Raw genomic sequence first — 13,993 nt, forward strand, 5'->3', positions numbered from 1 at the left:
CGAGACTGGCGGCATGGCACGCGCGACAATCATCGGGTCCGGACCCAACGGCCTCGCCGCAGGGGTGGCGCTCGCACGCGCCGGCTACGAGGTGCGCGTTCTCGAGGCCGCCGACACGATCGGCGGCGGGCTGCGCACCCGGGAAGGCACGCTTCCCGGTTTCCGCCACGATGTGTGCTCCGCCGTGCATCCGGCGGCCGTCTCCTCGCCCTTCTTCCGCGCATTCCGGCTCGACGAGCGCATCGAGTGGATCCACCCGGACATCTCCTTCGCCCATCCGCTCGATGGCGGCGCTGCGGCCGTCGCCTGGCGTGACATCGATCGAACCGCTGCCGCCCTCGGAGTCGACCGCGACGCCTGGCTCACCCGCCTGCGCCCCCTCAGCACCCACATCGACGGGGTCACCGACTTCACGGGCAACCAGCTTCTCCGCATCCCCGCCGAGCCCCTCACCGCGGTGCGCTACGCGATCCGGATGCTCGACCAGGGCACTCCCCTGGCCCGCACCTCGTTCCGGACCGAGGAGGCCGCCGCCCTGATGTCGGGCGTCGTCGCGCACGCGAACTCCCCGCAGCCGACCCTCGCCGGTGCCGCAGCAGGGCTGCTCCTCGCCGCTCTCGCGCATGCGGGCGGTTGGCCCTACCCGCGCGGCGGTTCGCAGACCATCGCCGATGCACTGGTGGCCGACCTCGAAGCGCACGGCGGAACGGTCGAGACCGGTGCCCGCGTGAACGACCTGCGCACCCTCGACGCCGGCGACCCCTCACGCGGGGACGTGCTCCTGCTGAACACCTCGCCCCGGCTCGCACTCACTCACCCCGACGTGCCGGCCGGATATGCCAGGGCGCTGCGCGGCTACCGCTACGGCGCCGCGGCGGCCAAGGTCGACTTCGCCCTCGACGGCCCCATCCCCTGGTCGAACCCGGAGGTGCGGAACGCCGTGACCGTGCACCTCGGCGGCACCCGAGAGGAGGTATGGGCGAGCGAGAACACCGTGGCCGTGGGTCATGTGAGCGAGAAGCCCTACGTGCTCGCCGTGCAACCATCGGTCTTCGACCCGACGCGGGCTCCCGAGGGCAAGGCCGTTCTATGGGCATACATCCATGTCCCCAACGGCTCCGACCTCGATCCCACCGAGCTCATCACGGCACAGGTCGAGCGCTTCGCGCCCGGCTTCCGGGACCTGATCCTGGCGCATCACTCGGTTCCCGCGTCGTCTCGGGAGGCCATCAACCCCGCGGAGATCGGCGGGGACATCTCCGGCGGCGTGTTCGACATGCGGCAGGCTCTCCGGCGTCCGGTGCTGTCCCCGACCCCCTGGCGCACCCCGATGCGGGGCGTGTACTTGGCGTCGGCGTCGACTCCGCCCGGCCCCGCCGTGAACGGGATGGCCGGCTGGCACGCCGCCCGCACGGTGCTCCACGACGCCGGGACGCCGGCCGGGCTCGACGAGCTGTTCGGCTGACCCCGGTCGGCGACACCGGGGTACCGGAATCGGAAGCCCGCGGCCAGGATGGGACCATGCGCTACGAGATCCCCGCGCCGATGCTCGCCAAGGCCGTGCCGGCGGTTCCCGACCCGGCGAAGACCCCGGGCGGACTCCTGTTCGAACCCAAGTGGGACGGCTTCCGCGGCCTCATCGCGTGGGACGGCGAGACCGTGGAGATCGGCTCCCGGGGCGCGAAGCCGCTCACGCGGTACTTCCCCGAGCTGGTCGAGGCGATCCCGGAACTGCTGCCGGGACCGTGCCTGCTCGACGGCGAGATCGTGGTCGCCACGGGACCGCTCGGCTCGCAGCGCCTGGACTGGGAGGCCCTGAGCCAGCGCATCCATCCGGCGGCCTCGCGCGTCGCGAAGCTCGCCCTGGAGACACCGGCGATGTTCATCGCCTTCGATCTGCTCGCCGACGGCGACGAGGACCTGCTGACGCAGGCCTTCGAGACCCGTCGGGCCCGCCTCGAGACGCTCATGGAGGGCGTCGAGCACCCGCTGCACACCACCCGGACGACCCGGGACCGTGAAGCGGCCGTCCGCTGGCTCGCCGAGTTCGAAGGGGCGGGACTCGACGGCGTCGTCGCCAAGCCCCTCGACCAGCCGTATGCGCCGGGGAAACGGACGCTGTTCAAGATCAAGCACGCCCGCACGGCCGATGTCGTGGCGCTCGGCTACCGCATCCACAAGTCCGGCTCGGGCGTCGGGTCGCTCCTGGTCGGCCTGTACGGCGACGACGGAGTGCTGCGACAGGTCGGCGGGGTCGCCGCCTGGAGCGATGTCCGGCGTCAGCAGCTCGTCGACGAGCTCGCTCCCCTGGTCGAGCGCGACGACAGCGGCGAAGCGGTCACCGCCGAGGGCGAGCGCTCCCGGTTCAGCGGCAGCAAGGACGTCTCGTTCGTGCGGCTGCGCCCCGAGCGCGTGCTCGAGGTGCGCTACGACCAGCTCGAAGGCGCGCGCTTCCGCCACACGGTGCAGTTCGAGCGCTGGCGCCCCGACCGCGACGCCCGCTCCTGCACCTACGACCAGCTCGACACGGTCGCGGGCTACGACCTCGCGGACGTGCTCCGCTGACGGGGTCGTCGGAGAAGCCCCCGACATATCTCGTGCCCTCCGTCGTTCACGGGAGCAGAGCGATCATCTGAGGCCTCGCCGGCATCGCGTGGATGACGAGTTCGTGACCGCTGTCGAACACGAGAACAACGGTTTCCAACAGACGCCCTCGCGTATCGAATCCGAGTCGCAGCTGACGCGCAGGGCTGTCATCGTCCAGATCCTCTATCCACAGGGCCCAGGTTGCGGCCTGCACGATGTCGTCAGGCTCGACTCCGTGCTTGAGTGCGGCAGCATGGACTTTCACGCGGCTGCAGCCGACAACGCCTCGCGGATTACCTCAGATCGAGTTTTTCCTTCGCGTTCCGCGCGGGCGTCGAGCGCGGCAATCTCATCGAGAGTAAGCCGCAGCGCCACGACTTGTGAGGGCATCGCCCCACGTCCCGGCCGCCCGCGACCACGCTTCTTGAGAACGTCAGCGTCGTATCCGGCTTCCGCTTCTGCAGACCATTCAGCGATCTGCTCCTCGGTGACCGGACTGCCGTCGATGGTTTCGCGAGAGATCATAGAAATATTGTCATACGAAAATGCTCAGCCCGCAAGTTCAGTCCTTCTCGGCGGGAGTGCCGTCTTCGTCCCAGTTGGCGGCGACCTTCTTGCTCGGCTGCACCCGAGGGGGCTCCCCCGGCATCTTCGGGAATTCCGGCGGGAACGGCAGCTCCCCCAGCCCGTTCTCCTTGTCGCGCTCCCACCACTCCAGCAGCGTGTCGATGCGGCCGGAGGAAGCCTGCATCGTCGCCCAGGGATCGCCGACCTCCTCGAGGCGCTTCGGGATGCTGCGCACCGTGAACGTGCGCGGGTCCAGGCCGTCGAGCTCGTCCCACTCGACGGGAGTGGACACCGTCGCCCCCGGCAGCGCGCGCGGGCTGTAAGCACCGGCCATCGTGCGGTCGCGGTTGGCCTGGTTGAAGTCGACGAAGATCCGCTCCCCGCGCTCCTCCTTCCACCAGTTCGTGGTGACCTGTTCCGGCATCCGTCGCTCCAACTCGCGCCCGGCCGCGATCACGCCATGCCGCACGTCCAGGAACTCGTGCGTCGGTTCGATCGGTGCGAAGACATGCAGGCCGCGGTTGCCGCTGGTCTTGGCGAACGCCTCCAGCCCGGCCTCGCGCAGCACCTCGCGCAGCGTGTGCGCGGCAGTCACGGCATCCGCGAAATCCGTGCCCGGCTGCGGGTCGAGGTCGATGCGCAGCTCGACGGGGTTGTCGGCGTCGGTGGCCAGAGAAGCCCAGGGGTGGAAGACGATCGTGTTCATCTGCACGGCCCAGACGATCGCGCTCGCCCTGTTCAGCACGATCTGCGGATGCTGGCGTCCGCTGTTGTACGTGACGGTCACAGCGTCGACGAAGTCGGGTGTCCCCTTGGGCGGGTTCTTCGAGAAGAAGCCCTCCGCCCGCGGCCCCCCGGACGCGCCGACGCCGTCGCGGAAGCGCTCGAGCGACACCGGACGATTGCCGTTGGCCGCAAGGAAGGGTTCCGCGACGAGCTGCGCGTACTCGGCCAACTCGGCCTTCGTGACGCCGAGGTCTGGCCAGACCACGCGGTTCGGACTCGACAGCGCGACCTCGCGTTCCCCATCGGAGTCGGCGACGGTCAGAGTCACGCGTTCTGAGGCCATGCTCCGACCCTAGAGCGATGCTCCGACGGAAGGAACCCCCGCGCTTGCCCCGCGTGATCCGTCAGTCGCCGAGCGCGACGGCCAGCGCGAGCACCGGAGTGAGCGCATCCCGCTCGACGATGATCGACGGCCCCGCGGAGTCGACGATCACTCCGGCCATGTCCGAATGACTCGAGAGGACCTTCGCCAGCTGCTCCGGTTCGAACGGGAGCGGACGGTCGCCGCGGCCCAGCGCGATGACCTCGAGAGGGTGGGAGAAGAGCTGCAGGAAGCGGCGGCCGTCGGTGGTCTGCGCCTCGGCGATGCCGGCCTGGCCGCTGCCGTCGCCCTCGTTCACGGCCACCCACATCCGCTTCACCGCGAGCGCTTCACCGACCTTGAGCGCCGAGTCCTGCTCGCGGGGAGCGGCGAGGATGCTCTTGACCGTCATCTCGACGTCAGCCTGCTCGAGCGTCTTCTGCAGCAGATCCGTCGGGAAGACCACACGGTGGGGCGCGGAGGCGTTGTCGACGATGAGACCCGCGAAGTCTCCGGAGACGACCTGCTGCAGCACCGAGGTCACCGGCTGAGCGACGGCGGAGGTCGCCGCGGGATCGGCCTCGAGCTGCACCGAGTCGCGCACCGCGCGCGCCGAGCTGAACGCGAGCATGAACTGCCGGTCGTCGTTGTCGCGCACGACGGCGACCGACAGCGGCTTGCCCTCGCTGATCTGTGCACGCGCGTCGCCGTTCACACGGATGTAGAGGTGTCCCTGGAGCGCCTGGCGCATCACACCGAGCAGCTGGTCGTTGGACGCACCGGCCTCGATCTCGGTGAGCGCCTCGCGGAGCAGCACGTTGTCCTTCATCCCCGCGACGGTCTCGGTCTGCTCGGGCGGCAGCGGCGAGGCGAGCGGAAGGCGCCGTTCCTCGACAGCGGCGGGCCGAGCGGGGGCTGCAGGCTGCGCGGCCGGAGCGGACTGCGCCGGACGCGGAGCGGGTGATGCTGTCTCGGACGGCGCATCGGAGGTCGGCAGCGCCACCTCCGGCCCGGCCTCGGCGCCCACACCGCGGAACGCCTGCACCGAGATGCCGATCGAGGGTGCCTCGACGGGCTGCTCGACCTCGGTCGCGCCCTGATCGGTGTTCACGGCATCCGACCCGGCCGCCGTCTCCTCCGTCTCAGCGGCGGGAGCGACGGCATCGTCTGCGGACTTCTTGCGGCGGGAGAAGAGGGCCATAATCAGCCAGCCTAACCGGCATTCCCCTGTGCGCTCCGCCGTCGACGGAGGCGCGGCGCCGGTCAGATCTTCTCGATGGGCGCGACCTTGATGAGCAGCTTCTTCTGCCCCGCCGAGTCGAACCGCACGTGGGCGATGCGCTTCGCGCCCTCGCCGGTCACGGCATCCACCCGCCCCTCGCCGAAGTCGACGTGACGGATGCGGTCGCCCGCGGTGAGCTCGAGGTCGCCGTTGTCGCGCATCTTGGCCGTGACCCGATTGGGGAACTTGTCCATCGCGGTCGACAGCGGCTTCAGGGAGTCGCGACCGGGCAGCGCCTTGACGGCGAACCGGTCACCGGAGCCCGAACCGCCGAACCCGCCCTGGCGACGGGCGTTCAGAGCCCGCGACTGCATGCCCCCGCGGGAGTTCACGTCTCCCGGCGACTGCCGCCAGTCGATCAGGTTCGCCGGGATCTCCTGCAGGAAGCGACTGGGCATCGCCACGGTGACCTCGCCGAACTGCGCCCTCGTCATCGCTAGCGACAGGTGCAGCCGCTTGCGGGCCCGCGTGATGCCGACATAGAAGAGTCGCCGCTCTTCCTGCGGTCCGCCGGGCTCACCGGCCGAGATGCGGTGCGGGATGAGGTCTTCCTCGACACCCGTGACGAAGACGGCATCGTATTCGAGGCCCTTCGCCGTGTGCATGGTCATGAGCGACACCGAGCCGGACTCGTCGTCGAGGTCGTCGGCGTCGGACACCAGCGCGACCTCGGTGAGGAAGTCGACGATCGTGCCCTCGGGGTTGTTGCGGGCGAAGTCGCGGGCGACGGCCACGAACTCGTCGAGGTTCTCGACACGGGCCTCGTCCTGCGGGTCGCGGCTCGCGCGCAGCGCATCGAGGTAGCCGCTCTTGCCGAGCAGCACGCCCAGGCCGTCGGCCACGCTCGTGGGTGGCGGCACCTCGCCCGTGGCGGGGGTCAGGATCGCTGCGGCTTCGGTGAGCACGGCGTCGAGCTGCCCGATCGCCGCCTGGATCTTCGGCCCGACCCCGAGCTGACCCGGCATCGACAGCGCGTCGCGGAAGCTGATGCCGTGGTCTTCGGCGAAACGGGCGATGGCCGTCTCGGTCACATCTCCGATGCCGCGCCGCGGCTTGTTCAGGATGCGTCGCACCGACATCTCGTCGGCCGGGTTCGCGACCGCGACGAGGTAGGCGAGCGCGTCCTTGATCTCGGCGCGGTCGTAGAACTTCGTGCCGCCCATGATCTTGTAGGGCACGGCCGAGCGGATGAAGATCTCTTCCAGCGCACGGGACTGGGAGTTCGTGCGGTAGAACACGGCCATCTCGGAATAGGGCATGCCAGCGCGATGCAGCGCCTCGACCTCATCGGCGACGAACTGCGCCTCGTCGTGTTGCGAGTAGCCGGTGAAGCCGATGATGGCATCGCCGTCGCCCTTGTCGCTCCAGAGCTTCTTGTCCTTGCGGTCGAAGTTGTTGCCGATCACGGCGTTCGCCGCGGAGAGGATGTTCTGCGTCGAGCGGTAGTTCTGCTCGAGCAGCACCACGCGGGCGCCGGGGAAGTCGCGCTCGAACTCACTGATGTTGCGGATGTCTGCGCCGCGGAAGGCGTAGATCGACTGGTCGGAGTCGCCGACCACGGTGAGCGAGGCGCCGGGTTCGCCGGCATCCGCCGTGGGCTCGGGATCGGGCTCGAAGATCATCATGCCGTTCGAGGCATACGGGTCGGGAGCAGAGCCCGCGGCGCCGGAGACCGGGCGCGTGAGCTCGTGGATCAGCGAATACTGCGCGTGGTTGGTGTCCTGGTACTCATCGACCAGGATGTGCCGGAACCGGCGGCGATAGGTGTCGGCGACCTGCGGAAAAGCCCGGAACAGGTAGACGGTCTGTCCGATGAGGTCGTCGAAGTCGAAGGCGTTGGCCTTCTGAAGCTGCCGCTGGTAGTCGGCGAAGACCTCGACGAAGACCCGCTCGGCCGGATCGCTCATGTTGGCCTGACGCGCATAGGACTCGGCGTCGGACAGCTCGTTCTTGAGCTTGGAGATGCGCGACTGCACGGCTGCCGGGGTGAGGCCGTAGGCGTCGGCCTCGTGCTCCTTGACCAGGCGCTTCAGCAAGGCGCGCGAGTCGCCGGAGTCGTAGATCGTGAACGACTTCGTGTAGCCGAACTGCTGGGCCTCGCGGCGCAGGATGCGGACGCAGGCGGAGTGGAACGTCGAGATCCACATGCCGCGGGCGGCGTCGCCGATCAGCCCCTCGACGCGCTCGCGCATCTCGCCGGCCGCCTTGTTCGTGAAGGTGATCGCGAGGATCTGGCTCGGCCAGGCCTCGCGCCCGCGGAGCAGCGAGGCGATGCGGCGGGTGAGCACGCTCGTCTTGCCCGATCCGGCACCCGCGACGATGAGCAGCGCGGGGCCGCGGTAGGTGACGGCCTCGAGCTGCTGGGGGTTCAGGCCGGCGAGGAGGTCGTCCTGCCCCGGGGCCCCGGAGGAGCGGGGGCCGACGGATCCGGGGACGATGAGAGGAGCTTCGGTCATGGCCTTATGAGTCTAGGCGTCGGCACCGACACTGCGGCACGAGGATGCGGCGCCGGAGACCGCTGCGGACGGGTGCGCGGGTTCGACCGCGCACCCGTCCGGCCTCAGGCGGTGCGTGTGCGGCGTCGGACCGCCACGCCTCCCGCGACCAGGAGCATCAGCGCCAGCGCGATCGCCGCGACCGGGAACTCAGAACCGGTCGCCGCGAGCCCGCCCGCACCGTCCGCGATGCGGATGTCGGCCCAGCCGAGCAGTGCGCCGTCGGCGTCGTACACCGCGATCCGATGCGCACCCAGTGCGGCATCCGTCGGCACCGTCACCGTGATCGCGCCCGCTGCAGACAGCGCGCCGGTCGCGAGCTGCACCGGGTCGGAGTACATCCACACCGAGATGTCCTCGCCCGCCGCGTCCGCTCCGACGGTGACCGTGACCTTCTGACCGCGGGTGGCGACCGAGGGATCGACCGTCACGCCGTTGCGGTTGCCGTCGATCAGATCCGTACCGGGCAGCGGCGGGTTCTCGCCGCCGGGGTTCTCGCCACCGGGGTTCTCGCCTCCGGGGTTCTCGCCGTCGACGCCCGGAAGCGTTCCGGTGCGCAGCGCTTCGGACGCGAAGCCGTCGGCGAACCACCACACCGGACGCTTGCCGTCGACCGACAGCGATGCCGGCGAGGTCGCGAAGCCCTCGTTGTTGATGTCGGGCATGCCGGCCGGACGGTCGTGCTGGGCGATGCCCGGCTTGGCAGTGCCGTTGAGGGTGATCTCGGCCGAACGGCCGTGGCAGCCGTCGTCGCAGACGGCCCAGAGGGTGCCCCGCACGCTGTCGTAGTCGAGAGCCATCACACCCGCGAGTCCGGGGGCGATCTCCGACACGAGCGTCGCCGAGCCGTCACCGCCGAGCGCGAAGGCGTACACGTGACCGTTGTCCTCGACCGCGACCAGGAACAGTCCGCCACCGTGGCCGGCGTAGTCCGCGGGCTTGTAGGCCGCGCCGGTGTTGTCGTCGAAGAGCTTTCCGGCGAGCGCGGCATCCGGCACCCACTGCACGGCCTCCATACCGAGGTTCGCACCGACGGCAGGCAGCAGCGCGGTGAGGTCCCACTCCTGCTGGGCGACGAGGTCACCGTTCGAGGACTCGGGGTCGACCTTCAGGACGACGTTCTGGTTCACACCCTTGGCGCTGTTGTCCCGCTCGGACGCCACGTAGACGAAGCCGTCGCCGTCGACCGTGATGCCCTCGGTGTCCGGACCTGCGGCACCCGCGTCCGCGGCATCCTTCTGGAAGCGCACGCGCTTGCCCGCATCCCAGCCGTCGACCTTCTCGACCGAGCCGTCGGCGTGCGCCTCGAGCTTCCAGATGCGGCCCTCACCGTTGTCCACGGCCCAGAGGAACGCGCCGTCCGCCGTCTCCTGCACATCCAGTCCCGAGCTGTCCTCGAGGAAGGTCGGGACGCTGTCGAGCACGCGGACTTCCGCCGAACCGGGCCACGGCGAGACCGCGACCTCGCCGGCGCAGACGTTCGCTGCGCCCTTCGTGGACTCGGTCGTGGCGGCGAAGGCCCCCGTCGTGTCCGGGCAGCGGCCCCAGGTGACGGCCGCGTGACCCTCGCCCCAGGTCGTCTCGTCGATGACCAGCGCGCCGTCGAACAGGCGAACCGCGTCGCCGCCGCCCAGGCCGAAGCCGAGCTGCTCGCGCTCGATCACGAGGTACTCCCCCGCGCCGATGCTGGTGCCGGACGGGATCGAGTACGCGTGGGTGTCGTCGTCGTCCTTCACCACGATGCCCGAGACGTCGATGGCCGCGTCGGTCGGGTTCACGAGCTCCACCCAGTCGTCGGGCGACCCGCCGTCGGACTCGACCTCGTTGAGGCGCACCGGGTTGCCGCAGGCGTTGCGCAGCCCCTTGGTCGAGACCGCGACATCGGCGAAGTCGCCGGAGCCGTCGGCGCACCGCGCCAGGACGCCCGCCGCGTGCGCGGTGTACACGTGCTCGTCGACCGTGTTGCCGTTCGCGTCGCGGATCGTCACTGTGTCGCCGTTGCCGAGACCGAAGACGAAGTTCGCGGGCTGGTCGAAGACGAAGTAGGCGCCCGGCTGCAGCGTCGTTCCGGCCGGCAGCGGTGTCGTCTCGACCGCGTGACCGGTGGGGTCGCTGTCCATGACGGTCCAGCCGGAGAGGTCGACAGCGGTGCTGCCGGTGTTCGTGACCTCGACCCAGTCGGTGGTGTCGCCGTTCGACTCGATCTCGTTGATCACGACCTCGGGCATGATGCACGAGTTGGCTGCTCCGGGCGTCGAGTGGGCGAGCACGAACGCGCCGACGCCGTCCGGGCAGCGCGCAAGCGTGGCTGCGGCGAAGTCACCGTCGATCGCGGCATGCCCCTCCCACGGGAGGGTGTCGTCGATCTGCGCGCCGGCCACGTCGAAGAGGCGGATGCGGTCGGCGCTGCCGATGCCGATCGGGTCGCGGAACGCCGCCTCCGCGCCTCCGACGAGACCGATCGTGCCCTCGTCGACCACGAGGAACTCGCCCGCCTCGATCTTCGTGCCGGCCAGGAACCGCCAGCGGTGATCGTCGGAGTTGTCGCGGATCTCGTAACCCGAGATGTCGAGCGCCTCGGTACCGGAGTTGTAGAACTCGACCCAGTCGGCGGGCTGCGAGTCGACCTCGTTGATCACGATGGATCCCGATACGGGAGCGACCGAGCAGTCGTTGGCCGCACCAGGGGTCGCCGCCGTGGCATGCGCCCACTCGCCCGTGCCGTCGGCGCAGCGCGCCCACACCGACAGCGGCGCGGTGTTCTCGTATGCATAGGAGTCGGCCTCGGTGCCGCTCGGGTCGAAGAGCACGACCTCGTCACCCTTGCCGAGACCGAACGGGAAGTCGACGTCCTTCACGAGCACGAGGAACTCTCCGGGTGCCAGCGACGTGCCCGCGGGAGCCGCGCCGAAGCTGTCGCGCTTCTCGTCGGCGACCTTCCAGCCCGCGAGGTCGATCGTCTCGGTGCCGGCGTTGTAGATCTCGATCTGGTCGGCGAGGCCGGTCGCCGCGTCGTCGTAGACGATCTCGTTCAGCACGAGACTCTGGGCGGCCGCGACCGTCTCAGTCGGGCGGATGCCGGGATCGGCGCCGATGGCGGCGGTGGGAGTGGCGAGCAGGGCGGCGGCGCTCAGTGCGCACACCGCCGCGACCGCGGCTGCGGATTGCAGGCGGGGCATGGAGGACTCCTGGGGGGCTCGGCCGGCGGGCCCACGCGGGCCGACCGGACTCAGTCGGGTACCAGCCCAGACCACCGATCCCGCGTGGCCGCCGGGAGTCCGCCCGGTGCACGGAAGGTGAACGGGAGGTGGCGACTTCCGGGCGCCCCGTCACGCCTCGCCCGTTCCGGTCGCACTTTGTGCCGCCTGAAGGGGATCAGAGCGGCAGAAAGTGCGACCGGAACACTCCGGGGAACGGATCAGGCGATGCGGGTTCCCGGCGGCAGGCGGCGCGCGGGCGTCCGCGTGCGCGCCCATGCCCCGGCGAACAGCGAGCCTGCGATGACGACCTGCACCCCGAGTCCGACGAACCAGCTGGGAACCGAGGACTCCATGGTCTCTTCCGGCGTACGGTAGCCGCCGTCGGGGTCGCACTCGTCCCAGCGCTGTTCGAGCGGCGACTGCTGCGCGCTGCGCACGCCGAGCTTGATCTGACCGAACAGATCGACCGGGTAGCCCTCCGGCGAGAACTCCGTGGGCGTGGCATCGGCGAGCACGACGAACGGGTTGGCCGACAGCGCCCACCAGACGTAGTCGAACCGCGGCACCTCGTAGGTGGTGCCGACCTCCCACTCGTCGCAGATGGGGGCACCGTTCGCGTCGTAGGGGCGGGAGTACGTGGTCGCCTCGCTGCGCACGGCCATGCCGCCCAATCCGAAGGCGATGAGCGTGCCGAACACCAGGCCGGCGACCACGAGGTACGTCGCTGCGACCGAGAACAGCGGGCGGGCGATGAGTCCGCTCAGGCCGACGCCGATCGCCGCGACCACGATGATCTCGACGGCGAGCACGAGCAGCGAGACCAGCAGCACGAGCGCGTCCGCTCCGCCTCCCACCAGCGACAGTGCGAGGAACGGCACAGCGACCAGGAGGAACGCTCCTCCGGTCGCGACGGCGGCGAGGAGCTTGCCGAGCATGATGTCACCGGTCGAAGCCGCTGTCACCTGGACCGCGGCGAGGGTCGCAGCATCGCGGTCGCCGTTGATCGCGTTTCCGCTGAGGGTCGGCGAGACCAGCACGACCAGCAGCAGCACGATGTTGACGACGATCGAGTAGACGCCGGCACCGACGAAGTCGCCCCAGGAGTACACCGCGAACGCGAGTGCGGTGACCCCGAGCAGGATGAGGGCGAACACGCCCAACAGGACGTACCAGCCGACGCTCCGCAGCCGCTGGGTCAGTTCGAGTCGGGCGATGATCCCGATGTTCGCGAGGCTCATGCTCCCGCCTCCGTTCCGGTCGGTGCCGCGGGTGGCGCAGCCGGTGGCGCTGGTGGCGCGGCGGGAGAGGATGCCGCCGGCGGCGCCGGATGCTGCAGGCCGGAGGCGGTGGCCTGCGGCACCGGCGCCTGCGGCAGGTTGAGGAACGTGTGCTCCAGGTCGCTCTGCGCCGGGGCGAATTCCGCGACGGGCAGCCCCGCCTCGACGAGCCGGCGCAGCGACTGCGCCGCCGCGTCGTCACCGGCGAATCCGACCAGGACGCCGCCACGGTCGGTGGCGAGCGACTCGGGTGCGAGGCCGAGGTTCGACGCCACCTGCCACGTGTCGGCATTCAGGCGTTCCGGCGTCGCGCCCGCCAGCCGGACTCGCCAGGCGCGCACCGAGGTCTGCGCGGGCGCGGCATCCACCACGGCGCCGGCGACCAGGAAGACGGAGTCGTCGACGACCTCTTCGAGTTCGGAGAGGATGTGGCTCGAGATCAGGACCGTGCGGCCCTCGGCGGCCAGTCGGCGCAGCAGCACGCGGAGCTGGACCCGCGCCTCCGGGTCGAGGCCGGAGGCCGGCTCGTCGAGGAGCAGCACCTGCGGATCGTGCACGAGCGCGCGGGCGAGGCCGAGCTTCTGCTTCTGCCCGCGGGAGAGCACCTTGGCGGGAGAGTCCGCGAGCTCCGCGAGCCCGACGAGGGCGAGCAGATGCTGCGCCCGAGCGTCCGCATCCGGTTTCTCGATGCCGTACAGGCGGGCCGTCGTGACGATGGTCTCCCTCGCGGTGAGCGAGGGCCAGGCGCCGAGCGCATCCGGCATCCATCCGAGCAGACGCCGTGCGGCGAGCGGGTCGACCGACGGGTCGACTCCGCCGATGCTGATCGAGCCGGAATCGGGCGCGAGGAGGGAGGCGAGCATCAGGAGCAGGGTCGTCTTGCCCGCGCCGTTCGGCCCGACCAGTCCGGTCACGCGGCCCGGCTCGGCTCGCAGGGTGGCCCCTCTCACCGCCTGCACCGTCCCGAACGCTCTACTGACGTCTTGCACCACGATTCCGGTCATGCGGTCAGTCTGGCATCGGGAACACCGGAGGCCGGGGACCTCGGGGCGGATGCTCAGACAGCGAGTCACGAGGGTGACACAATCTCCCCATGCGCACGATCCTCAACATCATCTGGGTCATCCTGGCCGGATGGGCCCTGTTCCTCGGGTACGTCCTGGCCGGCATCCTGCTGTGCATCCCGATCATCACGATCCCCTGGGCGATCGCCTCGTTCCGCATCGCCGCCTACGCGATCTGGCCGTTCGGGCGCGAGGTCGTCAGCAAGCCGACGGCGGGCGTCGGCTCGTTCCTCGGCAACGTCCTCTGGGTGATCCTGGCCGGCTGGTGGCTCGCGATCGGGCACATCGTCTCCGGCATCCTGCTCTGCATCACGATCATCGGCATCCCCATGGGCATCGCCGACTTCAAGATGGTCCCGATCTCGCTCATGCCGCTCGGCAAGGAGATCGTCTCGACCCGCCGCGGCGCCTTCGACCGCACCCTCTGACCGGGAG

The 13,993-nt window shown here is 70.1% G+C and carries 11 protein-coding genes; 3 read left to right on the top strand and 8 right to left on the bottom strand.

The window, feature by feature from the left end; translation table 11 throughout:
- The first annotated feature begins 13 nt into the window (after positions 1–13).
- Entirely contained in the window at positions 14–1,465 is a 1,452-nt protein-coding gene (locus ACWGO6_RS04645; RefSeq protein ID WP_452325977.1) for a phytoene desaturase family protein, read from the top strand.
- A gap of 56 nt (positions 1,466–1,521) precedes the next feature.
- A complete protein-coding gene (locus ACWGO6_RS04650) occupies positions 1,522–2,565 on the top strand; it encodes an ATP-dependent DNA ligase (protein ID WP_452325978.1) in 1,044 nt (347 codons plus the stop codon).
- Between the two features lie 46 nt (positions 2,566–2,611).
- On the opposite strand, the gene ACWGO6_RS04655 is transcribed toward ACWGO6_RS04650, so the two are convergent.
- From ACWGO6_RS04655 to ACWGO6_RS04690, 8 genes are all read right to left on the bottom strand, one after another.
- Positions 2,612–2,851, bottom strand: coding sequence for a toxin (locus ACWGO6_RS04655; RefSeq protein WP_136042737.1), 240 nt, complete (start codon positions 2,849–2,851; stop codon positions 2,612–2,614).
- The gene (locus ACWGO6_RS04660; RefSeq protein ID WP_136042738.1) at positions 2,848–3,111 is read right to left on the bottom strand and encodes a ribbon-helix-helix protein, CopG family; all 264 of its coding nucleotides are present in this window, start codon (positions 3,109–3,111) and stop codon (positions 2,848–2,850) included. Before ACWGO6_RS04660 ends, ACWGO6_RS04655 begins: the two co-directional genes overlap by 4 nt.
- Positions 3,112–3,148: 37 nt before the next feature.
- Entirely contained in the window at positions 3,149–4,222 is a 1,074-nt protein-coding gene (gene ligD, locus ACWGO6_RS04665; RefSeq protein WP_136042739.1) for a non-homologous end-joining DNA ligase, read from the bottom strand.
- A 61-nt stretch (positions 4,223–4,283) separates the two neighbouring features.
- Positions 4,284–5,441, bottom strand: coding sequence for an SseB family protein (locus tag ACWGO6_RS04670; RefSeq protein WP_452325979.1), 1,158 nt, complete (start codon positions 5,439–5,441; stop codon positions 4,284–4,286).
- A 62-nt stretch (positions 5,442–5,503) separates the two neighbouring features.
- Positions 5,504–7,978, bottom strand: a complete 2,475-nt coding sequence (locus tag ACWGO6_RS04675; RefSeq protein ID WP_452325980.1) for an ATP-dependent helicase — start codon at positions 7,976–7,978, stop codon at positions 5,504–5,506.
- 104 nt (positions 7,979–8,082) lie between these two features.
- Positions 8,083–11,196 (bottom strand): lamin tail domain-containing protein, encoded by a 3,114-nt coding sequence (locus tag ACWGO6_RS04680; protein ID WP_452325981.1) that lies wholly within the window; start codon positions 11,194–11,196, stop codon positions 8,083–8,085.
- A gap of 239 nt (positions 11,197–11,435) precedes the next feature.
- Entirely contained in the window at positions 11,436–12,455 is a 1,020-nt protein-coding gene (locus ACWGO6_RS04685; protein WP_136042743.1) for an ABC transporter permease, read from the bottom strand.
- Positions 12,452–13,498 carry an ABC transporter ATP-binding protein gene (locus ACWGO6_RS04690; RefSeq protein WP_452325982.1) on the bottom strand — a complete coding sequence of 349 codons (1,047 nt, stop codon included), beginning with the start codon at positions 13,496–13,498 and terminating at the stop codon, positions 12,452–12,454. Before ACWGO6_RS04690 ends, ACWGO6_RS04685 begins: the two co-directional genes overlap by 4 nt.
- A gap of 89 nt (positions 13,499–13,587) precedes the next feature.
- Here ACWGO6_RS04690 and ACWGO6_RS04695 point away from each other — a divergent pair, with 89 nt between their 5' ends.
- Positions 13,588–13,986, top strand: coding sequence for a YccF domain-containing protein (locus tag ACWGO6_RS04695; RefSeq protein WP_136042745.1), 399 nt, complete (start codon positions 13,588–13,590; stop codon positions 13,984–13,986).
- Positions 13,987–13,993: the final 7 nt, after the last annotated feature.

Source organism: Microbacterium sp. NPDC055665, from assembly GCF_053618035.1.

Bases quoted from the DNA above. Each gene is read 5' to 3' on its own strand.
- ACWGO6_RS04695 (WP_136042745.1), top strand. From the start codon at position 13,588: ATGCGCACGATCCTCAACATCATCTGGGTCATCCTGGCCGGATGGGCC.
- ligD (WP_136042739.1), bottom strand. From the start codon at position 4,222: ATGGCCTCAGAACGCGTGACTCTGACCGTCGCCGACTCCGATGGGGAA.
- ACWGO6_RS04660 (WP_136042738.1), bottom strand. From the start codon at position 3,111: ATGATCTCTCGCGAAACCATCGACGGCAGTCCGGTCACCGAGGAGCAG.
- ACWGO6_RS04645 (WP_452325977.1), top strand. From the start codon at position 14: ATGGCACGCGCGACAATCATCGGGTCCGGACCCAACGGCCTCGCCGCA.
- ACWGO6_RS04685 (WP_136042743.1), bottom strand. From the start codon at position 12,455: ATGAGCCTCGCGAACATCGGGATCATCGCCCGACTCGAACTGACCCAG.
- ACWGO6_RS04670 (WP_452325979.1), bottom strand. From the start codon at position 5,441: ATGGCCCTCTTCTCCCGCCGCAAGAAGTCCGCAGACGATGCCGTCGCT.
- ACWGO6_RS04680 (WP_452325981.1), bottom strand. From the start codon at position 11,196: ATGCCCCGCCTGCAATCCGCAGCCGCGGTCGCGGCGGTGTGCGCACTG.
- ACWGO6_RS04650 (WP_452325978.1), top strand. From the start codon at position 1,522: ATGCGCTACGAGATCCCCGCGCCGATGCTCGCCAAGGCCGTGCCGGCG.
- ACWGO6_RS04690 (WP_452325982.1), bottom strand. From the start codon at position 13,498: ATGACCGGAATCGTGGTGCAAGACGTCAGTAGAGCGTTCGGGACGGTG.
- ACWGO6_RS04675 (WP_452325980.1), bottom strand. From the start codon at position 7,978: ATGACCGAAGCTCCTCTCATCGTCCCCGGATCCGTCGGCCCCCGCTCC.